Annotated in this window: 25 protein-coding genes and 1 tRNA gene; 10 read left to right on the top strand and 16 right to left on the bottom strand. The window is 65.9% G+C overall.

The window, feature by feature from the left end:
• Nucleotides 1-15: 15 nt before the first annotated feature.
• The 4 genes from PHA81_RS06750 to PHA81_RS06735 all read right to left on the bottom strand — a co-directional run bounded on the left by PHA81_RS06750 (nucleotide 16) and on the right by PHA81_RS06735 (nucleotide 2,019).
• Nucleotides 16-489 carry a DUF5807 family protein gene (locus PHA81_RS06750; RefSeq protein WP_273835953.1) on the bottom strand — a complete coding sequence of 158 codons (474 nt, stop codon included), beginning with the start codon at nucleotides 487-489 and terminating at the stop codon, nucleotides 16-18.
• A 79-nt stretch (nucleotides 490-568) separates the two neighbouring features.
• Complete coding sequence (locus tag PHA81_RS06745; RefSeq protein ID WP_005044974.1) at nucleotides 569-1,009, bottom strand: hypothetical protein; 441 nt, start codon at nucleotides 1,007-1,009, stop codon at nucleotides 569-571.
• A gap of 2 nt (nucleotides 1,010-1,011) precedes the next feature.
• Entirely contained in the window at nucleotides 1,012-1,443 is a 432-nt protein-coding gene (locus PHA81_RS06740) for a 30S ribosomal protein S6e (protein WP_005044973.1), read from the bottom strand.
• 24 nt (nucleotides 1,444-1,467) lie between these two features.
• Entirely contained in the window at nucleotides 1,468-2,019 is a 552-nt protein-coding gene (locus tag PHA81_RS06735) for a hypothetical protein (RefSeq protein ID WP_273835948.1), read from the bottom strand.
• Between PHA81_RS06735 and PHA81_RS06730 the strand changes: the two genes are divergently transcribed.
• The 4 genes from PHA81_RS06730 (at nucleotide 2,018) to PHA81_RS06715 (ending at nucleotide 5,082) form a co-directional block, all read left to right on the top strand.
• Nucleotides 2,018-2,710 carry a hypothetical protein gene (locus PHA81_RS06730; protein ID WP_273835947.1) on the top strand — a complete coding sequence of 231 codons (693 nt, stop codon included), beginning with the start codon at nucleotides 2,018-2,020 and terminating at the stop codon, nucleotides 2,708-2,710. The two genes, PHA81_RS06735 and PHA81_RS06730, sit on opposite strands and share 2 nt — an antisense overlap.
• Before the next feature lie 167 nt (nucleotides 2,711-2,877).
• A complete protein-coding gene (locus tag PHA81_RS06725; RefSeq protein WP_005044971.1) occupies nucleotides 2,878-3,327 on the top strand; it encodes a hypothetical protein in 450 nt (149 codons plus the stop codon).
• 43 nt (nucleotides 3,328-3,370) lie between these two features.
• Nucleotides 3,371-4,762, top strand: a complete 1,392-nt coding sequence (locus tag PHA81_RS06720; protein ID WP_005044970.1) for a hypothetical protein — start codon at nucleotides 3,371-3,373, stop codon at nucleotides 4,760-4,762.
• Nucleotides 4,759-5,082: a hypothetical protein gene (locus PHA81_RS06715; protein ID WP_005044969.1), complete on the top strand. Its 324-nt coding sequence runs from the start codon at nucleotides 4,759-4,761 to the stop codon at nucleotides 5,080-5,082. The genes PHA81_RS06720 and PHA81_RS06715 overlap by 4 nt, the downstream gene beginning before the upstream one ends.
• A gap of 30 nt (nucleotides 5,083-5,112) precedes the next feature.
• Here the strand turns inward: PHA81_RS06715 and PHA81_RS06710 are convergent, their stop codons facing one another.
• From PHA81_RS06710 to coxB, 6 genes are all read right to left on the bottom strand, one after another.
• Nucleotides 5,113-5,289, bottom strand: a complete 177-nt coding sequence (locus PHA81_RS06710; RefSeq protein ID WP_169317827.1) for a hypothetical protein — start codon at nucleotides 5,287-5,289, stop codon at nucleotides 5,113-5,115.
• Nucleotides 5,290-5,353: 64 nt separating this feature from the next.
• Complete coding sequence (locus tag PHA81_RS06705) at nucleotides 5,354-5,563, bottom strand: hypothetical protein (RefSeq protein ID WP_005044968.1); 210 nt, start codon at nucleotides 5,561-5,563, stop codon at nucleotides 5,354-5,356.
• Nucleotides 5,563-5,925, bottom strand: a complete 363-nt coding sequence (locus tag PHA81_RS06700) for a hypothetical protein (RefSeq protein ID WP_005044967.1) — start codon at nucleotides 5,923-5,925, stop codon at nucleotides 5,563-5,565. The genes PHA81_RS06705 and PHA81_RS06700 overlap by 1 nt, the downstream gene beginning before the upstream one ends.
• A gap of 2 nt (nucleotides 5,926-5,927) precedes the next feature.
• The gene (locus tag PHA81_RS06695) at nucleotides 5,928-6,197 is read right to left on the bottom strand and encodes a cytochrome C oxidase subunit IV family protein (protein ID WP_005044966.1); all 270 of its coding nucleotides are present in this window, start codon (nucleotides 6,195-6,197) and stop codon (nucleotides 5,928-5,930) included.
• Nucleotides 6,198-6,208: 11 nt separating this feature from the next.
• Nucleotides 6,209-8,743 carry a cbb3-type cytochrome c oxidase subunit I gene (locus PHA81_RS06690; protein WP_005044965.1) on the bottom strand — a complete coding sequence of 845 codons (2,535 nt, stop codon included), beginning with the start codon at nucleotides 8,741-8,743 and terminating at the stop codon, nucleotides 6,209-6,211.
• Entirely contained in the window at nucleotides 8,740-9,558 is an 819-nt protein-coding gene (coxB, locus tag PHA81_RS06685; RefSeq protein ID WP_241430413.1) for a cytochrome c oxidase subunit II, read from the bottom strand. Before coxB ends, PHA81_RS06690 begins: the two co-directional genes overlap by 4 nt.
• A 226-nt stretch (nucleotides 9,559-9,784) precedes the next feature.
• On the opposite strand from coxB, the gene PHA81_RS06680 reads away from it, so the two are divergent.
• Together PHA81_RS06680 and PHA81_RS06675 are read left to right on the top strand one after the other, a co-directional pair.
• Nucleotides 9,785-11,077 (top strand): MBL fold metallo-hydrolase, encoded by a 1,293-nt coding sequence (locus tag PHA81_RS06680; protein ID WP_005044963.1) that lies wholly within the window; start codon nucleotides 9,785-9,787, stop codon nucleotides 11,075-11,077.
• A 53-nt stretch (nucleotides 11,078-11,130) separates the two neighbouring features.
• A complete protein-coding gene (locus PHA81_RS06675; RefSeq protein WP_005044962.1) occupies nucleotides 11,131-12,330 on the top strand; it encodes a hypothetical protein in 1,200 nt (399 codons plus the stop codon).
• A gap of 52 nt (nucleotides 12,331-12,382) precedes the next feature.
• On the opposite strand, the gene PHA81_RS06670 is transcribed toward PHA81_RS06675, so the two are convergent.
• Nucleotides 12,383-13,339 (bottom strand): oxidoreductase, encoded by a 957-nt coding sequence (locus PHA81_RS06670; protein ID WP_273835940.1) that lies wholly within the window; start codon nucleotides 13,337-13,339, stop codon nucleotides 12,383-12,385.
• Between the two features lie 122 nt (nucleotides 13,340-13,461).
• Between PHA81_RS06670 and PHA81_RS06665 the strand changes: the two genes are divergently transcribed.
• Nucleotides 13,462-13,869 carry a hypothetical protein gene (locus PHA81_RS06665; RefSeq protein WP_005044958.1) on the top strand — a complete coding sequence of 136 codons (408 nt, stop codon included), beginning with the start codon at nucleotides 13,462-13,464 and terminating at the stop codon, nucleotides 13,867-13,869.
• Nucleotides 13,870-13,898: 29 nt separating this feature from the next.
• Here PHA81_RS06665 and PHA81_RS06660 read toward each other — a convergent pair whose 3' ends face one another.
• The 4 genes from PHA81_RS06660 to PHA81_RS06645 form a co-directional block, all read right to left on the bottom strand.
• Nucleotides 13,899-14,180 carry a DUF6360 family protein gene (locus tag PHA81_RS06660; RefSeq protein WP_005044957.1) on the bottom strand — a complete coding sequence of 94 codons (282 nt, stop codon included), beginning with the start codon at nucleotides 14,178-14,180 and terminating at the stop codon, nucleotides 13,899-13,901.
• A gap of 103 nt (nucleotides 14,181-14,283) precedes the next feature.
• The gene (locus PHA81_RS06655) at nucleotides 14,284-14,625 is read right to left on the bottom strand and encodes a LiaF domain-containing protein (RefSeq protein ID WP_005044955.1); all 342 of its coding nucleotides are present in this window, start codon (nucleotides 14,623-14,625) and stop codon (nucleotides 14,284-14,286) included.
• 82 nt (nucleotides 14,626-14,707) lie between these two features.
• Nucleotides 14,708-16,483, bottom strand: coding sequence for a ferredoxin--nitrite reductase (locus tag PHA81_RS06650; RefSeq protein WP_005044954.1), 1,776 nt, complete (start codon nucleotides 16,481-16,483; stop codon nucleotides 14,708-14,710).
• A 107-nt stretch (nucleotides 16,484-16,590) separates the two neighbouring features.
• Nucleotides 16,591-16,920 (bottom strand): hypothetical protein, encoded by a 330-nt coding sequence (locus tag PHA81_RS06645; protein WP_005044952.1) that lies wholly within the window; start codon nucleotides 16,918-16,920, stop codon nucleotides 16,591-16,593.
• A gap of 304 nt (nucleotides 16,921-17,224) precedes the next feature.
• On the opposite strand from PHA81_RS06645, the gene PHA81_RS06640 reads away from it, so the two are divergent.
• The 3 genes from PHA81_RS06640 to PHA81_RS06630 all read left to right on the top strand — a co-directional run bounded on the left by PHA81_RS06640 (nucleotide 17,225) and on the right by PHA81_RS06630 (nucleotide 18,215).
• Nucleotides 17,225-17,356 (top strand): hypothetical protein, encoded by a 132-nt coding sequence (locus tag PHA81_RS06640; RefSeq protein WP_005044950.1) that lies wholly within the window; start codon nucleotides 17,225-17,227, stop codon nucleotides 17,354-17,356.
• A 60-nt stretch (nucleotides 17,357-17,416) separates the two neighbouring features.
• Entirely contained in the window at nucleotides 17,417-18,112 is a 696-nt protein-coding gene (locus tag PHA81_RS06635; protein WP_005044948.1) for a hypothetical protein, read from the top strand.
• A 29-nt stretch (nucleotides 18,113-18,141) separates the two neighbouring features.
• Nucleotides 18,142-18,215 (top strand) — tRNA-Lys (locus PHA81_RS06630).
• A gap of 305 nt (nucleotides 18,216-18,520) precedes the next feature.
• On the opposite strand, the gene PHA81_RS06625 is transcribed toward PHA81_RS06630, so the two are convergent.
• On the bottom strand, nucleotides 18,521-19,549 hold the full coding sequence (locus tag PHA81_RS06625) for a hypothetical protein (RefSeq protein WP_005044947.1): 1,029 nt from the start codon (nucleotides 19,547-19,549) through the stop codon (nucleotides 18,521-18,523).
• Nucleotides 19,550-20,155: the final 606 nt, after the last annotated feature.

Here is a 20,155-nt window from a genome sequence, read left to right as displayed (position 1 = left end):
GATCAACACCAGCCATCACTCGCTCGCCACCCACCGATCGGAGTACGCCGTTCCACACTCACAGACCGCGTACGCGTGGATCACGTCACCCTCGGCGTAGATCCCGCCGGCCTCCTCGTTTCGCTCCTCGGCGAACCCGAAGACGAATCGGGGGGCGTGCTCCTCTGTCGTGGTCTCGGCGTCGTCCGCTTCGTCCGCGCCGCCCTCACCGTTCGCGTCCGCTTCGGGACACTCGCCCTCGAACGCGTCGAGATCGAGGTCGCCCTCGGAACCCATCGCCGAGCTCGCGAGCGTCATCGGATCGACGCCGGTCGCGCCCTCGAACGCGCTCCGACCGCGCTCCGCCTCCAGAATCAGGACGACACCGCGTTCGACCTGCTCGCCGTGCTGGGCGAGCGTGCCGAGGTCCGAAACCGCCGATTCCGCGATGAACAACAGAACGTCGTCGGGGCGATCGCCGGCGAGAAACTGCGTGCGTGCGGAGTCCATGCGGGCGGTATCGGGGCTGACGGCAAAAGCGGGCGGGTATCGGGACGGCTGGGACAGCCGAGACAGCGGACCGTCGGCGTCAGCCGTCGCGGTCGCCGTCGAGGTCCTGCGCGATCGCGGCGAGTCCCTCGTCGGGCGGTTCGGTCGCCTCGTAAACCGTGCTCTCGCCGGGTTCACGGACGCCGTACAGGAATCCGGATTCCACGACGTCGACCGCGACGCTCCGGCCGAGATCGATTCCCGAAGACTGCCGCCACTCGTCGAGCCGGTCGGTGCCGTCGCGTTCGCGCGCGAGCCGGGCGTTGTCGTACGCGCCGGTGATCTCGCGATCGCCGTCAAGCGCGCTCTCGATTTGGGTGTGGTAGGTCTCCCCGTCAAGCACGAGGCGCGTCGTTCCGGTCGGGAAGCGGTCGGCGTCGTCGGGGAGCGCGAGCCGTGGCCGGGAGCTCCGGCCGCGACGCGCGAGCGTCGCCCGCACCGTTTCGACCGAGAGGTGGTCGTGCGGGATCCGCTCGGGCACGGCTACTCGTCGTCGTCGCTCGCGTCGTCCGCGTCGGCATCGGCGTCGGCGTCGCCGTCTCCGAACAGCTCCGCGACCGACTGATCCCCGCGGTCGGCGATGCTCGCGTTGATCTGACGCGTCTCCTCGCCGATCTCGCGCCCGCGGACGGTGATCCGCTTGCGTTCGCCCTCGCGTGTCGGCTTGTATCCGGTGCCGCCGTCGACGAGAATCGACGTGAGCGCCGGGCCCGCGACGTCCTCGCGCATCGGTCGGCCGGCGGTGTCGGAGCCGCCGGTGATCGTAACGGTGTAGCCGTCGAGGCCCACCGCGGAGCCATCGATCTCCTCGCCGATGGAACGGCCGATGAAGCGGTTTGCGTCCTGTCCCTCGACCGCACGCTGGTGGGCCGCCCCCTCCTCGGGGTCGGCCACGACGACGGTGAAGTCTGCCATATACGAAGCGAAGCCGGTCGTCCCTCAAAAGCGTATTGAAAGCCGCACACCGGAGAAACGCGTTCGAGCCTCCCGCTCGGCCGCAGTATATGGACCGAGAGCCGTGTGAACAGGAAGCTTCGATCGAACGGAACCTCTTCGCGAACCGGCAGAATAATATTTATGCGTGGGGTGGGGCGAGTAAGCAATGACGCGACGGACGGTACTCGTGGTCGCGGTCGCTATGCTCGTGTTACTCGCCGGCTGTAGCTCGCTGGCGGGCAACGGGGCGGATTCGACCGAGACCTCCGCAGCCACGAACGGAACGACCATCGACAACGGAACCGCTACCGCGACCACAACCCCGACTAGTTCGGCAACGCCGACGACGACTTCTACGCCGACAGCCACCGCGACGCAAACGGCGACGTCCACGCCGACGGCAACGCAGACGGCGACGCCGACGCAGACGGCGACGTCCACGCCGACGCCAACGCAGACGGCGACGTCCACGCCAACGCCGACGCAGACGGCGACACCCACACCGACAGCGACCCCAACGGCAACACCGACGCCCACTCCGACGGCGACACCCATGCCGACTCCCACCGCAACGCCGGAGCCGGCGATCGGAGCCGAACCGCCGCTGGAGGCTGGTTCGATCGCGAGCACCCACCAGAGTGGGCTCGAAGCGGCGGGGACGTTCACCGTCAACAGCAGCTCGACGATTCGCGGAGCCGGCGAGGATTCGGGAACCGACACCAGTGGAGCCCGCGTTGACCTCGACGCGAACTCCGCCTACCAGGTCTCCCAACCGACCGAGGAGGCAACCCGGTACACCTACGCCGAAGGTGCGACGGCGTACAAGAAGAACGTTCTCGACGCGTTCGACGAGCCGGAGTACGAAACCGACGAGCTCGGCCGGCCGCTGGCCGAGAGTCTCACCGCTGGCCGCACCGTTCTCGAAACGGTCCGTGCGGTCGACTACGAACGCAGCGGGACCGTCACGAACGACGGCCAGCAGCTCGCGGTGTACGTCGCCAACGGCTCGGACAGTGTCGAAACAGGGCCCCTGTATCAGGGCGAGGAGATCACCGAGTTCAGTTCGACGCTCGTGGTCAACCCCGAGACCGGCGTCGTCCACCGGCTCCAGACCGAGCGCACGACCGACGCGTTCAGCGCCGGTGAGCCGACGACCGTCGTCGAAACCCTGGAGTTCTCGAACGTCGGCTCGACCACGGTCGAACAGCCCGACTGGGTCGAACAGCTGAAAAACGGCGGAGACTGAGCAGCTCAGTTACGTCGCGACGCTGATTTTCGACCGAGACGGAGCCGAACAGTCGTTCGATCGTCGGGATCGAACGCTACGAGTCGTCGAGTCGGTCTGTGACTCGTGGTTCGACCGAAGAATGAAGTGGAGTGCCAACGAAGACCACGGTATCGCACCGGCCTCACATGGCACCACTCACCTACGTCGCCAGCACCGTACTGACTGGCCTCGTCGTCGTCGCGCTCGTCGTTGCGGTCGCACGCAGTCGGGAGTGGCGGGCCGCCGCCGCGACTCCCGGGGACGTCAGAACCGGCGGGACGAGTCCAGCCACGACGCTCGCCGCAGCGGCGCGAAGCCCGCTGGGGTGGACCGTCGCCTTCCTCGTGCTGGTTCTCGGGATCGGCGGCGGTGCGCTCGCGTTCGTCACCGGCGCGATCCCGTCGGCGGTCAGCCAGGTCGCGGGCGTGGCGCTCGTGATCGTGGCGGCGGCGGTGATGGGCGGGTATCTCTTCTGGGGCGTCTATCACTCCGCACGCTACCGCGGGATCGAGAGCGCGCAGGCGACGGGCACAGGATTGTGGGTGCTCGGCATGCTCCTGATCGTCGCGATCGTCGTGCGACTCGTCGTGGCCTGACCGCCATGCGGAACGAACCACCCACCAACATCGGCGAGACCGGATGAGACGGTCACGAGCCGTCGCTCGAGGTGTCATCGCAGTCGTCGTTACACTGGTGCTCACCGGCGAGGCAACGGCCCACGCGGGCGGGCTGAGCGGGACGTTCAAACCCGTCGCCGTCCCGTCGTGGCTGGTCGTGACGACCGGCGGCGGCGTCATCGGGGCCTCCTTCCTGCTCACGAGCCTCGTGACCGACCACGCGTTCATCCGTGACGTCACCGACTGGCGTGCCGAACTCCCGACCCGAGCGACGATCCGAACCATCGCCGTCCGGGGTTGCCGATGGTTGGGCGTCGGCTTGCTCGCCGCGATCGTGGCGGTCGGGTGGATCGGTCCGCAGGTGGCAGCGGCGAACCTTGCCATCGTGGCGGTCTGGGCCGGCTGGTGGGCGGGCTACTCGATGACCACCTATCTCGTCGGGAACACGTGGCCAGCGGTGAACCCGTGGCGGACGCTCGCCGCGCTCGGCTCCCGACTCCGGGGGAGCCAGCCGATCCAGCGCTATCCCGACCGCCTCGGCGCGTGGCCGAGCGTCGTCGGATTGGTCGGGCTGGTCTGGCTCGAAGTCGTCAGCCCGCTCGCCCAGCAGCCACGAACTCTCGTTGGAGTGATCGTGGCCTACTCGGTCGTGACGGTCGCCGGTGCGGTCGTCTATGGGAGCGAGACGTGGTTCGGCGTCGTCGACCCGATCGCGCGTGTCTTCCGGTGGTACGGCCGGGTCGCACCGCTCCAGCGGACACGAAAGGGGTTCGATTTCGTGCTTCCCGGTGGGGCGCTTTCCGAGGAGCGGCCGACTGGGGCGGACGAAACCGCGTTCGTGGTCGCGCTGCTCTGGGTCACCACCTACGATGGACTCGTCGCGACGCCAGCGTGGGCGAGGGCCGTTCGTGCGCTCGTCGGGTGGGGAGTACCACCCTCCGTGGTTTATCTCGGGGCCGCGATCGCGGGCTTCGGCTGTTTCCTGTACGTCTATCGGGTCGCCGCACGCTGGTCGCGCCGGACGGCGGACACGTACGTCACCGCCCGCTACCTCCGGGACTGGTTCGCGCCCGCCCTAGTCCCGATCGCCGCCGGCTACCATCTCGCACATTTTCTGGGATACTTCCTCAGCCTCTCACCCGCCTTGATCGCGGTCGCGACCCAGCCCCTCGCCCCGCCGGCGGCCATCCAGACCCTCGTCCTACCGGCGTGGTTCGGCACGCTCCAGCTCGTGTTCGTGCTCGCGGGCCACATGCTCGCGGTCTGGGTGGCCCACGCGCGCTCGTTTGCGCTCTTCCCCGGACGGCTCGCGCCGATCCGGAGCCAGTACCCCTTCGTCCTCGTGATGGTTTTCTACACCGTTCTCAGCATGTGGATCGTCGGCCAGCCGTACACACCACCACCCTACCTATGACCGAATCACTCGCCCCCGACAGTTCAGCAGCAACCGACAGCGAACGCATTCCCGACACCGCGATCCCGGAGGCGGAGACGCCCGCGGCGCGGTGTCCGTACTGCTCACAACCGTTCCGGACCGAGCAGGCGTGTACGCTCCACGTCGGTGATACTCACCGCGAGGCCTGGACCGACGACGAGCGCGCGGCCTACGAGACCGCCGTCGACGACGAGGCCGACGACCTGTTCGTCTTCCATCTCAAGGTCGTCGGTGCGCTCAGCCTGCTGTACGCCGGGTACGTGCTCGCGTACATGATCGTTCTCGGGCTACAGAGCTGACCAGCGGGGCCAAGGAAGCCTATTCGGCGTTCAGCCGTCGAGCGCCCCGATGAGGCCGGTCAGTCCGCCGACGGCGGCGAGTGCGATCACGCCACCGAGGACGATCATCGTCTCGCCAGCCCCGACTGCTTCCGCGGCCAGCAGGATGGCCAACCCCACGACGACCCCGAGAACGGTCAGCCCGAAGAGGAGCGGCTCGCGTCGCATGATCGATGGACGTTCCGTGCTATCATAAACCAACCGGCTCCGCGGATGGCTCTCGATCAGAGACTCATCGCGCGGATGATCGCTCCTCGTCGGGCGAGCCGGTTGCAAGCATCGCGACGACGAACGCGAAGAGGACGAGCGCCGCCACCACGCCCGCACCCGCGACGACCGGGTTCGTGAGTCCGCCGCCCGCCATCCTGAGCACGCCCATCGACACGCCGACACCGACCGGGACCGAGAACAACACTGCGTACCCGAGAGCGGATCGCTCCATCACAGCCTCGCCACGCAGTCGTGACAGTACGTGAATTCGGGATCGTTGTCGGCGTCACAGCGACGGCAGACGATCGTCGACGGGGTTGACGATGCGGCTGATTCGGGTAGTGTGGACGGCGCGGGCGATGCGGACAGTAGGGGTGGCGTCGACGGTGAGGACCGATCCGGCGTCGAAGCATCAGCCGACTCCTGGCCGACCTGTTGTGAGACGTTCGGATCGGGTGGGTACACGCCGTCACCCCAGCCTGCCGGGGGCGGGGACTCCTCGTCGGTCTCGACACGGCGCGAGAGATAGACGATGAGCGGGAGCTGCAACAGCGGGAGCACCACGAGCATCACGAGTCCCCAGACCGCATTCATGATCAGGTGATCGAGTACGAGGCCGCGATCGTCAACACGAGCGCCGTGATGAGTCCCGAGAGCACGACGAACGTGATCGAGCGGGGCTCGTATCGGAGGTGCTGGTAGTAGCCCGCGACGAACAGCGCCTTGATCAGCGAGAGCACGATGATCCCCCCGAACGCGATCCAGTACGCGCTTTCGAGCAGCCCCACGAACTCGAACGCGACCTGGGCGGTCGCGAACACGAACAACACGACGTAGATCCCGGCGTAGAGTCTGGTTGATGGCATGCGTGATCACCTCACAGGATGTAGAACAGCGGGAACAGGAACAGCCACACGATGTCGACGAAATGCCAGTACAGCCCGAAGTATTCGAGCGGGCGCTCGTCGTCCAGGTACGCCCCCCGCCACGCCCGCACGAGCATGTAGACCGCGATCAACAGGCCGATGATGACGTGGGCGGCGTGGAGTCCCGTGGTGAGGAAGAACGTCGACGTGCGGACGTTCGAGGAGATCGCGATCCCCTCGTGGAAGAGGTGGTTCCATTCGAGCCCCTTGTTCACGAGGAAGCCGATCCCGAGCAGGATCGTGGTGGTCAGACTCGCCACCACGCCCCACCGATTTCGCTTCTCGGCCGCGACCAGCGCGAGGATCACGGTGAAGCTGCTGGTGAGGAGCAGGTAGGTGTTCATCAGCCCCGGAATGGGATCGCCGGGGACGAGCTCCCATCCGGTCCACCCCGCAGAAATCCGGACGAACACGTACGAGCCGATGAACGCACCGAACAGCACGATATCGGAGGCGAGGAAGATCCAGACGCCGAGCTTGGTGTTCTCGACCGCCTCAAATGGCCAGCTCTCCCCGAACGGTCCCGTCGGGGCGTGGAACCGTTCGCGGCCGAGCGCCACGAGCGACACCGCACCGATCGCGGTCCCGACGAGCGCGAACGTGAGGTACATGCCGCCGGCGAAACCGGGTGCGAGAGTCCCTTCCTGGAAACCCGACAGTCCGAGGAAGACGAAGAAGGCTCCGACGCCGATCGCGAACGGCCAGATGCTCGCGTGGCTCTCGGGCTCTCCCGCGTGCGCTTCGTGTGCGTGATCGTCACGCGTCGTGAGCGTGCCGCCGTCGGTAACCTCACCGCCGTCAGCGACCTCCGGCGAACCACCGAGGAAGTCGAGCGAGCCACTCCGGTAGCTCGGGACGCCGGGGAAGTTCTCGAGCGGTGGCGGCGACGGGATCGCCCACTCGGCGGTGGTCGAGTACGCCCACGGGTTGCCCGTGGCGGCCTCGCCGTCGACGAGGCTCTTCGTGAGATTGTAGAACATCACGAGGAACGAAGCTCCGAGAATGAACCCGCCGACCGTGGCGAGCTGATGCCAGATCGTGAGCGCCTCGGGGTACTCGAACACCCGACGCGGGGTCTCCCACGCCACGAACATCGGGAAGTAGAGCAGGTTGAACCCCACGAAATAGAGGACGAAGTGGACCTTCCCGAGGAACTCGTCGTACATCTTTCCGGTCATCTTCGGGAACCAGTAGTAGAGCCCGCCGATCAGCGCGGTGACGCCGCCGACCATCACGTAGTGGAAGTGCGCGACCACCCAGTACGTCCCCCGGAACTGGTAATCGAGCACGACAGCCCCCAGAAAGACGCCCGTGATCCCGCCAACGATGAACAGGATCAGCGCGCCGAACGTGAACAGGAAGGGGGTGGCAAAGCGCACTTTCCCCTTGATCGTGGTGTAGATCAGCGAGAACACCATCAGGTCGAAGGGGAGGGAGATGCCGATGGTGGTCGCCATAAAGAGCGTCTTGATCTGGAGGTTGATCGAGGTCAGGAACATGTGATGCATCCAGACCACGAAGCTCTGGAGCGCCACCAGTACCATCGCGGCGATGAACCACTTCCGGCCCACGATCCGTCGTCCGGTGAAGGTCTGGAAGGTTTCCGCCATCACGCCGAGCGCGGGGAAGAAAACGATGTAGACCTCTGGATGGCCGAAAAACCAGAACAGATGGGTCCAGAGGATCGACCCACCGGGGCTACTGGCGGCGAAGTACGTCGTGCCGACGAGTCGGTCCGTCGAGAGGATCACGAGCGCCGCGAGCAGCGCCGCGAAGGCGAACAGCATCATCCACACAGTCAGAAGAATGGTCCACGTGAAGAGGGGGAGTCGTCGGAGGGTCAGCCCCTCCGCGCGCATCCGGTGCATCGTGGTCAGGAAGTTCACCGACGAGACGGTGACGCTCACCACGAACAGTAAGAGTGCGAGGATCGCCGTGCTGGCCCCGATGCTCGGCGTGTAGGTCGGGATGTTGAGCGGCGCGTACATCGTCCAACCGCCGGCGAACGTCCCGCCCTGGAAGAACGAAACGCCGAGCAACAGTCCCGAAAAGAGGTACAGCCAGTAGCTGAGGGCGTTCAATCGGGGGAAGGCGAGGTCTTTCGCACCGATCTGAAGTGGGACGACGTAGTTCGCGAAGCCGAACGCGAACGGCGAGAGGAACCAGAACACCATGATGAGGCCGTGCGTCGAGACGGTCTGGTTGTACCCCATCGGGCTGAGGACCCCCGACCCAGGCGAGAAGAGCTGGACCCGCATCAAGAGTGCGAGAACGCCCCCGAACACGAGGAAAAAGAGCGCAGTCACGGTGTAGAGGATGCCGACGTCCTTGTGATTCGTGGTGACGAGCCACCGCTTGACCGATCCGTACGGCGGCAGTCCATGCGATTCAGTCGTCGCATGGTCCCCGTCGTCGGTCGTCGCGGGGAGCTCCTCGCCCGCTCCCGCGTACCCCCCGTCCGGCGTCGGTTCTGATCGATCGGTCATGCTGCTGTGGTTCCGTTGGTCGCTGCCGTCGCGTTGTTCGCCGTCGTCGCGTTCCCTGTGGTGGCGTTGGTTGCTGTCGCGTTATCCGTCGTGGCGTTCGTAGTAGCGTTACCCGTGGTGTTCGCAGGAGTGGTGTTTTCGTACCACTGCTCGTACGCGTCGGGTTCCATCACGCTCACGTTCGCGTTCATCGCGGAGTGGCCCGCGCCGCAGAGCTCGAAACACTGGGCCTGGTACGTCCCGGTCTCGTTCGGCTGGAACCACGTGTCGGTGGTCTGGCCGGGGAGAGCGTCGGTCTTCATCTTGAACGCCGGGATCCCGAAGTTGTGGAAGACATCGCGCGAGGTGACGGTGAGCTGTACCGTCGTGTTTGCGGGCACCCGGAGCGTCTCGGAGGTGTTGCCGTTCGGATAGATGAACTCCCAGCCGAACTGGAACCCCTCGACCTGCACGTTGAGACTGTCGTCGGTCTGGGTCGCCCGGGTTTCGACGTCCACGAGCGCGAAGTACGTCCACGTGATGAGCGAGATCACGATGGCGGCGCTCAACAGGAGCGACAGCGCGAGCTTCCGCCCGCCACCGCCACCCTCGGGCAGTTCACCCAGTTCGGGACGGTCGATACCGTCGTCATCGTCCCGCTCCCCGCGGTCCCGGAACTTGTACGCATTGTAGAGCATGTACCCGATGACGACGACCCCGACGATCGTCCCGAGGATCAGGAACCACACGAAGATCGTCTGAAAGATCTCGTCGCGGCCGCCGTCCGGAACGAGACCGCTCTGGAGCGGCATGACGAGCGCCGTGAGCGGGACCATCGGATACATCGAAACTTCGTCATACATCATCATCGGTGAGAGTACTTATTCATTGGGGGTCGGTATCATGGACCACTCGTCTCGGGGACGGCGAGCCGATCGAGGGGCGAACGAAAGCGATCGGGGGTGGACAAAGACGATCGAGTGTCACTCTCGCCGATCACGAGGTGCGTGCAGCCGGCTGTGAACCGACGGGCCGAAACCCGTTCGACGGGTAGTGCTCCCAATGGATCTCCGCTTTCTCGGGGGCGCTCGCGAGGTCGGTCGGAGCGCCGTCCTCGTCAACGACTCTCTTCTACTCGATTACGGGATGCGATCGGGCACGCCGCCGGGGTTTCCCGTCGGATCGGTCGATCCCGAAGCGGTGGTCGTCTCGCATGGCCACCTCGACCACGCCGGGGTCGTGCCTGGGCTGCTTTCGGGTGATTCCCGCCCCTCGATCCACTGGACGCCACCGACCGGCGAGCTCGCCCGAACCCTCGCGCGAGACACGCTCAAACTCCACGGCGGCTCCTATCGGTGCCCGTTCACCGAGACCGACCTCAAACGCGTCAGTGAAGTCGCCACGACCCACAGCTATCGTGAGTCGTTCACCGCCGCCGGCCACGCGGTGACGTTCTTCGACGCGGGCCACATTCCCGGTAGCGCGCACGTCCTCGTGGATGACGGCGACACCAGCCTGCTCTACACGGGGGATTTCCACACCGGAACGTCACAGAACGACGGCAGTGTTGGAGATCGCACGAACGAGATCGAGGCGTCCGTCGGCGGACAGCGGCTCGTTCCGCCAACCACCGCACGTCCGGATGCGGACGTGGTGCTCTGTGAGAGCACGTACTCGGACGTCGAGCATGAGGACCGTGCCGCGGTCGAGGAGCGGTTCGTCGAGAGCGTCCGGACGACGCTGTGGGAGGGCGGGACGGTGGTGATCCCGGCGTTCGCGATCGGTCGCACTCAGGAGCTGTTACTCGTCTGTTCGGAGTACGACATCCCGTGTTACGTCGACGGGATGGGCCAGGGAGTGACGGAGATGCTCCGCCAGTATCCCGAGTTCGTCCGCGACGCCGACGCGCTCCAGCGAGCCACGAGCCACGCCAGATTCGTCACGGGGCGAGACGGCCAGCGAAAGCGGATCGCCGAGCAGTCGACCGCGATCGTCACCACCAGCGGGATGCTGTCGGGCGGGCCCGCGATGACGTACATCCCCGCGATCTCCGGCCATCCGGTGAACAAGATCGCGCTCACCGGCTACCAGGTCGAGGGGACGCCGGGCCGCGACCTGCTCGACACCGGGAGTGCCGAGATCGACGGCCGCCGGATGCCGGTCAGCGCCCAGGTCGAGCAGTACGACTTCTCCGCACACGCCGATCGTGATGGACTGTTCGACTACCTCGATTCGTACCGCGACAGCCAGGTGCTCGTCAACCACGGCGATCGGTGCGAGGCGTTCGCGGCGGAGCTGCAGGACGAGGGGATCGATGCTGCCGCGCCCGATCTCGGCGACACCATCGAGATATAGACGCTGCACACGCTGCTCGAACGCTTTTCCGTGAGCGTCGCCTCCATGCGGGCATGGACGACCCGAACGCGACGGACGATGGGACCGAGGAGGGGGTTACGGAACTGCTCGCCGACCTCCCCGACCGCCTGCGCGACGAGGCCGACGCCGCGGTGGCCGACGCACGCGACACCGACGATCTCGTCGAGCGACTCGCGAATCTCCAGGGCGAACACGACGCGGCAGGCGAGTCCGACGGGACGGAGATTCTCGTGACTGTCGGGGACGAGGAGACCGGCGACGGCGTGTTCGACCGCGTCCGCTCGACGCTCGGCGACGCGCGTGATCGCGTGGCTGGCGACGATGCCGATCGGGCTATGGGCGTCGACGACGACGGCTTGGCGTCGGCGGGCAGCACGGACGTCGACACCGAGTCGTCGATGCTCCCCGGTATCGAGCGGTCGCGCGAACTCGCCGCGGACGCGCGGTCGACAGCGGGGTCCTCGCTCGATCGTGATGTCCCGCTCCCGTCGGTCGATCGGGATCAGACCCGAGATGTCGTCCGCGCCGCGCGCGATCGTGCGGGCATCGGCACGCTCGAACTCAAGCGAACCGTCCGCGACGCCGATCCGAAGCAGGCCGCGCTCTGGGGCCTGGCCACCGGCGTCACGGTCGCCAACCCAGCCATCGCAGCGAGTTACTCCACGGCGGCCCTCCTCTCGGGTGCGGTGCTCGGCGGGAGCGTGGTTGGCGCGTACGCCACCAGCCACGACGACACCATGTTCGACGACCTGGATCCGACGATGATGGCGAAGCGGGCCAACGCCGGGGCCTCGGCGGGAGCGGGCACGCGAAATATCGACGGCAAGTCGGTCGGCGCGATGGTGGGCGCGTCGGCGTACCTCGCCGAGGAACTCACGCCCGAGGCGTACGCTCAGTGGGTCACCGAGGCCGACGCCGAGTCGGTGCTCCGCGGCGCGGAGATGGGCGCGGGCCGGGCGACCGCCTCGGAGGACTTCGAAGGAGCGCGGTCCGGCGCGGCGCTAGGAGGGGGTCTCGGGCTTCTATACGGACTGGCGGCGGACGACGCAGCCGACGACCACCCGATCCGAGAACTCCTCGACGAGGACCTCTGGGACGAGTACGCCGGCCGCCTCGGCGATGAAGACGGTGACGCGGAAATTGAGGGACGACTCGTCGACGGAGACACCACCACCGAGGGCGGTATCGAGACGGACGACGACTCCGCCGCCGAGGTCGGCGACGACGAGTAAGAGTCGATTCGATCACCTGCCGGTTCGAATCACCGTCCCTGGCAACGACTGTTCAGTTCGCCGCGACGTCGAAGTCGTAGGTGACGCCCGTCAGTTCCGCCGAGACCTCCCAAAGCCGTGCTGCCGTCGTCTCGTCGTACGATCGCTCGCTGGAGCGCTGTTCTTCGGGCGAGCCGCGCATGTTTCGGAACCCGCCGGGGCCGATATACTCGCTGCCGCTCAGACCAGGTTCGGTAGCACCGTAGAGCATGGGCAGCGCGCCCGTCGCGGCGTCCTGAGCGACGATGGCGTTCGCGGCCTTCATCCCCCACAGCCGGAGGGTCTCGCCGGCCTGTTCGGGCCCCCGGCGCTGGAGGTCCGTCGCCGCGTAGCCCGGGTGACACGCCACGCTGGTTACGTCGTCGACGCCGACGTTCCGGAGCCGTCGGTGGAGCTCGTAGGCGAAGAGGACGTTCGCGAGCTTGCTCTGGCCGTAGGCGTCCCACTCGTCGTAGGAATCCTCGTGCTGGAGATCACGGAAGTCGATTGCGCCGCTCTCGTGGAGGCCGCTGCTCTGGGTCACGACGCGGGTCTCGCCGTCGGTCTCGTGGAGGTGTTCGAGGAGGGTGCCGGTGAGCGCGAAGTGCCCCAGATGATTGACGCCGAACTGGGTCTCGAACCCGTCGACGGTCTCGCTCCGCGGAATCGCCATCACGCCGGCGTTGTTGCAGAGCACGTGGAGCTCGTCGTGGGTGTCGGTGAAGTCGGCGGCGAAGCGGCCAACCGACGCGAGATCCGCGAGATCCAGCTCGATGACCGTGAGCGAGGTTTCGGGCGCGTCCTCCCGAATCCGCTCGCCCGCCTCGACACCGCGCTCGACGCTGCGGCACGCGAGGACGACGTTCGCGCCGTGGATCGCGAACTCCCGCGCCGCCTCGTAGCCGAGCCCGCTGTTCGCGCCGGTGACGATCACCGTCTTTCCGTCGAGGTCCCCCATTCGTTCCGCGGTCCAGCCGCCGTTGAATGCCATGCAGGTCGTGGGTAGAGGATACGGAAAGCAGTTAGCGTTGCGGCGGCCCCGCCCGATCCAGTATCGTCCACGAACGCGTCCCTGCGCCGAGGTGTTTTGTTCATGGTCGGTGATGTTCCAGTATGGACGACGAGCCCACCGACCTCGACGAAACCGAACGGACCGCGCTCCACGACCTCCAGCTCGGCATCGAACATCTCCATCGGGGGTACGGCCATCTCGTCGCGTTCCACCACGAGGTCGGTCGCGGGATGGACAGGCTGGACGACGCACGCGAGAAACTCCGCAGGTCCGGCCACGACGCGTGGGCGGACGTCCTCCGCGACGATCTCCTTCCAGCAGGTGCGATCGACGGGCGGTGGACCTACGAAGTCGTCGAGTCGTTCGCTGACGAGTTCCTCACGCCCGCGGCCGAGTTCGAGTCGGAGGTGCGCGAGGCGCTGGCCGACGGCCGACGGCACGTCACCGAGCGCCGACAACAGCGCGACTGGCGCGAGCGCAGCGAGGGCGACCGGCAAGCTGATCGATAGATCGAGAACGACGAGCGCGCAAACGCCACTTAGTTCTGGGCGGCCTCGACGTCCGCGGCGTGGTCTTCGAGCGCGGCCGCGACCTCGCGGGCTTGGTCGGGTGAGAGCTGCACCTCGTCGGCGTGAGCAGGAAGGTGGTCGAGGTCTGTGTTGTCGATTTCGAGCTGGAGCTGGACGTGCTCGGGGTTTTTGCGGGCAGCGGTGACGTTGAGCACCGCGAGTGCGTCCTCCTCGAAATCGTGACCCTCCGCGTGGCCGTCGAGCAGATCGAGCGTGGTGTAGGCGTTGACCTTCAGAATGCGATCGCTCATACCCCGGTTTCGACAGCCGGATACTTAACGAGACTGTGGGCGAGCGGGGACGGGAACAGGAATCACAGCAGGTTCGTCCCCGCGTTCGGCTACGCCGATCGGATCACCCCCTGAGCGTGATCTCGGAGAGCACGCCGAAGCCGGTCAGAACGAGATCGGGTTCGCTCGCCGGCCCTTCCTCGGCTGCGTGGATCGCGTGCCTGTCTCGGAACTCGCACAGCGGCGTCGACAGTCGTACGTCGACGTTCCACTCGTCGGGAACGGTGACGTCCACCTCGGCGAAGAGTACCCGTATGTCGATTACCGCCGGAAATCCGGGCGTCTCCGCTCCTCGGAGGTCGAGTTCGAATTCGGAGAGCACCGCCGTTACACGCCCACCTCTGAACTCCGCAGTGGCGATCCGCCGCTCGTCGCTGCTGAAGACCGCGTAGTGGTTCAATTCCATAGCACGGTCAACGAGCGACAGTATCGTAACTGTATCGTCGACACGGATCGCGACGAAAAACGAACGCGTCGAAGCGGGCGTCTCAGTCGTCAGCCGGGATCGGGGTGCCGTCGGCGCGGGCGGGCGTCGGTCGGTCGTCCATGTCGTCCTCCTCGGCGTAGGGGTACCACGTCATCTTCGTGTTGTGCATGAACGGGTCCTCGTAGTCGGTCTCCTCGGGGTCGGCGAGCGCTTCGAGTTCGTCCTCGTCGCGCGCGGCGATGAACTCACGAAAGCTCTCGGAGTCGTCGGATTCGTCCTCGTAGGCCGCGAGGACGTTCGCGATGTAGCCAGGCACCTCGTCGGCCGCGACCCGCATCGCGATCCAGTCCGCGAAGTGGGGGTCCTCGCCGAGTCCGCCACCGAGCCCGATGTCGAACGCCTCGACGGGCTCGCCGTCCTTTCTGGTCTTCATTCCCCGAAGACTGATGTCGGCGATCTGTGGCTGGGCGCACGAGGCGGTACAGCCCGAAAGGTGGACGTGGAAGTCCTCGATCCCGTCGGGGAGCGCGACGTTCTCTTTGAGCCAGCGGGCGTACCGGACCTGGCGGTTCTTGGTCTCGACGATCGAGAGCGAGCAGAACTCCGTCCCGGTGCAGGCGATCGAGCCGCGCATGAACGGGTGTGGGTCGGGCGAGTAGTCTTCCAAGAGGGGTTCGTCGAGGAACGCGTCGAGATCGTCCTCGGGAACGTCGGTCACGATGACGTTCTGGCGCTGCGTGAGTCGAACCTCACCGGAGCCGTACTCGTCGGCGAGGTCGGCGAGTTCGAGGGTGTCCTCGGCTCCCATCCGCCCCACGAGGACATCGAGGCCGACGTAGTAGTTGCCGTCGGGCTGTTCGTGGACGCCGATGTGGTCGCCGTGTTCGTCCTGGCGACCCGCGTTGTAGGTGTAGTCCTCGCGGAGGTCCTCGCCGGCCGTGGGGAGCTCGTAGTCGATGTACTCCTCTTGGAGGGTTTCGCGGATCTTCTCGGTACCCCACTCGTCGACGAGGAACTTGATCCGGGCGTTGAATCGGTCGTCGCGGTCGCCGTGATCGCGGAAGAGGGCAGACATGCCCGCGGAGACCTTCGAGGCATCCTCGGGGGTGCAGAACACGTCGATGTCGCGCGCGAAGCGCGGTTCTTTCCGCGAGAGGCCGCCGCCGACGCGGACGTTGAACCCCATCGTTTCCTCGCCGTCGATCTCCTTCTCGGCGGGTTCAAAGGCTAGATCGTTGATGTCGCCCTGGCCGCAGCCCTCGTCACAGCCCGTGACCGAGACCTTCCACTTCCGGGGCATGTTCTCGTAGGCGTCGTTGCCCTTGAACTCCTCGTGGAGCTCTTCGGCTACTGGCCACGCATCGACGTGCTCGTGTTTGTCCTTGCCCGCGACCGGACAGCCGACGATATTTCTCCAGGAATCGCCGCAGGCCTGGATGGTCGACATGCCGTTTTCTTCGAGTTTCTCGAAGATTTCGGGGACGTCCTCGATCCGGATCCAGTGGAGTTGGATCGACTGGCGGGTGGTCCAGTCGCAGTACGCGCCGCCGAACTCGGGGTTGTCGACCGGACCGCGGGCGTACTCGTCGGCGATCTCGCCGACTACTTCGAGCTGGCCCGGTTCGAGCACGCCGTTGGGCGTCCCGATCCGCATCATGAAGTAGCTCTCCTGGCCGTTGCGCTGGTGGTACAACCCCCACCATTTGAACCGCTCGAACCACGCGTCGTGTTCGTCCTCGGGGATCGCCTCCCACCCCTTCTCGGCGAACTCGAAGAGATGCTCGCGGACCTCCTCGCCGTAGACCTCGTCTTTCCAGCCCTCGACTTTACTCGGCATATCACCGCAAAGCGTCCGACGCCTAAACCCTCGCCCGTGGCGTCAATCCTCCCCGCGTCTCGCCGGAGGGAGAGAATGTTGCCGGTATTCCGGGTCGTTGGAGAGGGTCACTCGGAGCGAGCGAGGCGAGTGCGCCGGCGAGGGACGTGGACGCTCTCGGGAACCACGGAATAGAACTCGCCGTCGATCACCCGACCGACCGTGAGCCAGTCGGTGACGTCGCTCGCCCCGCAGGCGATGCACTGGCCGGCGATGCGGGCCTCGATCGTTGGGGGATCGACGCCGACCTCGACGAACCCTTCGGCGAGGAAATCCGCCATCTCGCAGGGACAGACGTCGTGTCGCGCGAGCCACCAGAGGTCGCCGACGCTGACCTCGCGGGTGTCGTTGACGCTGATCCACGCCCCGGCGTCGAGCTGGTGGACGTCGATTGGCACAGCCGTTCTCGACGCCGCGCTCCCCTGAACCCATCGACCCACGATCGCCCTCGAACGTCCACAGGTTCGATGACGCACGGCAACACCGAAATCACCCGAGGGCGTCGGCATTGTCCGTGATTCGACTGTCGGATATCACGACAACTGTTGCCGGTAAGCGAGAGCCTGGGTAGGGTTTACAGGTGGGCGCGGCCTTATCCGGGCCACTGGCGTACCGCGGAGTGATGAGAGAGAACGACGGCGAACGCCAACACGTGTCGGCGGACGTCGCACCGGAGCTGTACGACGAATCGGGAGCGGATCGATGAGCGACCCGGAGCCGGCCGAAGAGCAGCGGGAACCGAACACGGATCATCTCGACGACGTCGACGACGGCTGTGGCTGCACCGAGATCTGGGAGCATCTCTCCGAAGAGCGCGAGGCGAACGCCGACTGACGGTGCGCGGCTGACACACGGTGGCGGGGTACTTTTCATTCGTCGTCTCCACGAGGCGGTATGACCCCTGACGGCGCGCCCGACGGGACGAGGACCGACCGCGACTCGCCCGTCGGCGAGCCGGTGATCCGGGGTGATCCCACCTTTGCCGGTGAACGCGCGCGCGAGGCCGTCCAGTTCGATCCCGACGATCCCGAGAGCGTGGCGCGCGCCGCCGAGATCGTGCGGTCGTTCGCCGACGATTCCGTGGGCGACGCCGACAGTGTCTACATGCTCCGCGGGGCGGCGGCGTGTGCGGCTTTGGTCCGCGGCGAGGGCTCGTACAAGGCCGCGGCCGAGCGCGTCGACGGCGACGCCACGGTGTCGTTCATCCGGAAGTGGGCACGGGTTCACGATCTCCCGCGATCGATCCGTCAGTACGTCGCCACCGGCGAGATCGCCCCGACCGCGGCGAAACACATCGCCCGGGTCGCGGGCGAGGCGCGCTTCCTGCTCGCGTGGGCGACCCTCGACGCCGATCTCACCGTGCGGGACGTCCGATCGATCGCGAGCGACATCAACTCGGACGTCCCGCCGGAGCGCGCGCTCGCCACTCACGGTGTCCCGCCCGGGGAGGTGACGCTCGACCTTCCATCGGAGACGTACCGCGAGCTCAGACGCCAGGCCGCCCTCCGGGGGGTCGATCCGTCGGCCCTCGTCGCCGAGGCGCTCGATGTGTGGGAACCGACCGAGGACTCGCCGCCGGAACGGTACTGATTTAGGCACGACGGCCCCAGCGCGGGTGTGGGCTGGTAGCTCAGTTAGGCAGAGCGTCCGGCTTTTAACCGGACGGTCGGGGGTTCGAATCCCTCCCAGCCCGCTTCTGCGACGGTTTCACGAGCGGAGCGAGTGAAACGCCGTGACGAGCGGAGCGAAGTCACCGAAAACGGACGCGAGCAGCGAAGCGGCAAGGAGGATTCGAAGCAGGGAGTGAAGTGAGCGAAGTCGTTCGAAAGGCGCGAAGCGCCTTTCGTGATGACGAGAGAGCTTCGCTCTCTCGAACCACGAACGGAACGAGCGTGATTCGAATCCCTCCCGGCCCGTTTCTGACGGTTCTCCGAACGAAATGAAGACCGAAGAGAGCTGCGAGAGGGCGACGTTCAGCCCGAAAGAATGATTTGGGATTCAGCCTCTCACGGGCATGTACGCGAGCGCCGCGATGAGGATGGCAGCGAAGATACTGATGATGATGATCCCCCAGAGACCGAGAATGCGGTCTTCGAAGTCCTGGACATCGGCCAGCTCTTCCTGGTAGCCGGCGACGTCCTGTGAGAGCGTGACGGTGCTGTTGTCCGCACCGAACTGGGTGACGTACGTCGTGTTACCGACGGTGACGTTTTCTCCCGCCGCGAGCTCCATCGATTCAGTCTGTGGACCGGTCCACGCGAGCGACACGCCGCTCGTGTTGACGCCCGAGACGGTCGTGGAGTTGTTGGCGTAGGGGAACTCGTCACCGACCGAGACGTTCCGGGTTTCGGGCGTCGGCAGATACTCGCCGAGCGGCTGGGTCGTTCCGTTCTGATACCGGACGTACTGGGTGCCGTTGACCCCGGTCAGCGCCGTGTCCGCGACGTCCGGATCGTCCCGCAGTTGCTGGTTCACGTCGAACGTCTCACGAAGCGTGAACGAGGTGAGATTGGCAGTGGACGCGTTCCCGGCGGACGCGTTGCCGCCGGAGGCATTGCCGGCGGACGCGTTGCCCGTCGATGCGTTACCGGAGGCGTTTCCGCTGGAGGCGTTCCCCCCGGAAACGTTGGCGATCGCGACCCGGAAGCGTGTGCCGTCGGAGCCGTTGGCCATCGCTCCAGACGGAGTGGTAGTGGTGGGCGCGCCTGGCGTCGTGGTCCCGGCTGCGCCCCCACCGCCGGAGCCGTTGGGCGCTGTCCGATAGGTCTCGTTCTGATAGAGGAGGGTGGAGTTGTTCGCGAACGAGGTGCTGAACTGGACCGATTCGTTGACCCGCGACACCTCGCCGGAGCCGTCGCTGACGTTGACCATCCACGCCTGTCCTCCAGCCTGGAGGGTGTCCCCCTGAGCGTAGCTCTGCCCTTCGACCGAGACGGTCGGCTCCTCGGCCACCGTGATCAACGAGTACGCCCCAATCGCGACCACCACGAAGAAAACGATGTAGACCGCCGCAGCCCGTCGTTGCATACTCGGCGCGAGGATTGCCCGCCGTTTAATCGTTGCTCTTCGCCGAAGCGACCCGGGAGCGAACCATCCCGAACGTCGTCGACGATTCAGCGGTCCACGCGGATCGCGGGACTGCTACTAGCGAAATTGGTCTACTCGTCGCGGCCGGTAATAGATTAAAAATAACAACACGTACGAATCCACGAAGCGGTGGAAAATTTGACCTGTTCGATGAATCCGCTAGAGATCGGTCAATAGTGCCGTATCGCAGTCACGGTCGACAATGCAGTGGTACGAAGCGAGTGTTGAGTGATAGTTACAAACGAATAGTGAAGATGGGCGTTGGAATGATGAGTATAAGTACAGTTCGCTGAAATAGTTGAATAGTAGCCTTGATTGACGATCACAGCTGTCCAGTCGACATCACATCCGACCGTTTCGACCCTCCACTGAGAGTCTCGTAAGGGAGCTGGGTTCATCGTATCGCTGTCGGCTGTTTCAGTCGGTAGTGAGTTGATTGTTTTGATTGGATTGATGGTGCGTGCTGTGGCCGGTGGGTGACTGTGCGGTCGTCGACTGACGGAAGCGGGTTCGCACCGTCACGAACCGGTCGTCGGAACACGAAAG

It is taken from the genome of Halococcus sp. PRR34, from assembly GCF_028617175.1.
In the GTDB taxonomy this organism is placed as follows: domain Archaea; phylum Halobacteriota; class Halobacteria; order Halobacteriales; family Halococcaceae; genus Halococcus; species Halococcus salifodinae.
This window is presented reverse-complemented; position numbering and strand designations above follow the sequence as displayed.

Bases quoted from the DNA above. Each gene is read 5' to 3' on its own strand.
- PHA81_RS06750 (WP_273835953.1), bottom strand. From the start codon at position 489: ATGGACTCCGCACGCACGCAGTTTCTCGCCGGCGATCGCCCCGACGAC.
- PHA81_RS06740 (WP_005044973.1), bottom strand. From the start codon at position 1,443: ATGGCAGACTTCACCGTCGTCGTGGCCGACCCCGAGGAGGGGGCGGCC.
- PHA81_RS06730 (WP_273835947.1), top strand. From the start codon at position 2,018: ATGCCGACTCCCACCGCAACGCCGGAGCCGGCGATCGGAGCCGAACCG.
- PHA81_RS06735 (WP_273835948.1), bottom strand. From the start codon at position 2,019: ATGGGTGTCGCCGTCGGAGTGGGCGTCGGTGTTGCCGTTGGGGTCGCT.
- PHA81_RS06725 (WP_005044971.1), top strand. From the start codon at position 2,878: ATGGCACCACTCACCTACGTCGCCAGCACCGTACTGACTGGCCTCGTC.
- PHA81_RS06720 (WP_005044970.1), top strand. From the start codon at position 3,371: ATGAGACGGTCACGAGCCGTCGCTCGAGGTGTCATCGCAGTCGTCGTT.
- PHA81_RS06715 (WP_005044969.1), top strand. From the start codon at position 4,759: ATGACCGAATCACTCGCCCCCGACAGTTCAGCAGCAACCGACAGCGAA.
- PHA81_RS06710 (WP_169317827.1), bottom strand. From the start codon at position 5,289: ATGCGACGCGAGCCGCTCCTCTTCGGGCTGACCGTTCTCGGGGTCGTC.
- PHA81_RS06705 (WP_005044968.1), bottom strand. From the start codon at position 5,563: ATGGAGCGATCCGCTCTCGGGTACGCAGTGTTGTTCTCGGTCCCGGTC.
- PHA81_RS06700 (WP_005044967.1), bottom strand. From the start codon at position 5,925: ATGAATGCGGTCTGGGGACTCGTGATGCTCGTGGTGCTCCCGCTGTTG.
- PHA81_RS06695 (WP_005044966.1), bottom strand. From the start codon at position 6,197: ATGCCATCAACCAGACTCTACGCCGGGATCTACGTCGTGTTGTTCGTG.
- PHA81_RS06690 (WP_005044965.1), bottom strand. From the start codon at position 8,743: ATGACCGATCGATCAGAACCGACGCCGGACGGGGGGTACGCGGGAGCG.
- coxB (WP_241430413.1), bottom strand. From the start codon at position 9,558: ATGGTCCCGCTCACGGCGCTCGTCATGCCGCTCCAGAGCGGTCTCGTT.
- PHA81_RS06680 (WP_005044963.1), top strand. From the start codon at position 9,785: ATGGATCTCCGCTTTCTCGGGGGCGCTCGCGAGGTCGGTCGGAGCGCC.
- PHA81_RS06675 (WP_005044962.1), top strand. From the start codon at position 11,131: ATGGACGACCCGAACGCGACGGACGATGGGACCGAGGAGGGGGTTACG.
- PHA81_RS06670 (WP_273835940.1), bottom strand. From the start codon at position 13,339: ATGGCATTCAACGGCGGCTGGACCGCGGAACGAATGGGGGACCTCGAC.
- PHA81_RS06665 (WP_005044958.1), top strand. From the start codon at position 13,462: ATGGACGACGAGCCCACCGACCTCGACGAAACCGAACGGACCGCGCTC.
- PHA81_RS06660 (WP_005044957.1), bottom strand. From the start codon at position 14,180: ATGAGCGATCGCATTCTGAAGGTCAACGCCTACACCACGCTCGATCTG.
- PHA81_RS06655 (WP_005044955.1), bottom strand. From the start codon at position 14,625: ATGGAATTGAACCACTACGCGGTCTTCAGCAGCGACGAGCGGCGGATC.
- PHA81_RS06650 (WP_005044954.1), bottom strand. From the start codon at position 16,483: ATGCCGAGTAAAGTCGAGGGCTGGAAAGACGAGGTCTACGGCGAGGAG.
- PHA81_RS06640 (WP_005044950.1), top strand. From the start codon at position 17,225: ATGAGCGACCCGGAGCCGGCCGAAGAGCAGCGGGAACCGAACACGGAT.
- PHA81_RS06635 (WP_005044948.1), top strand. From the start codon at position 17,417: ATGACCCCTGACGGCGCGCCCGACGGGACGAGGACCGACCGCGACTCG.
- PHA81_RS06625 (WP_005044947.1), bottom strand. From the start codon at position 19,549: ATGCAACGACGGGCTGCGGCGGTCTACATCGTTTTCTTCGTGGTGGTC.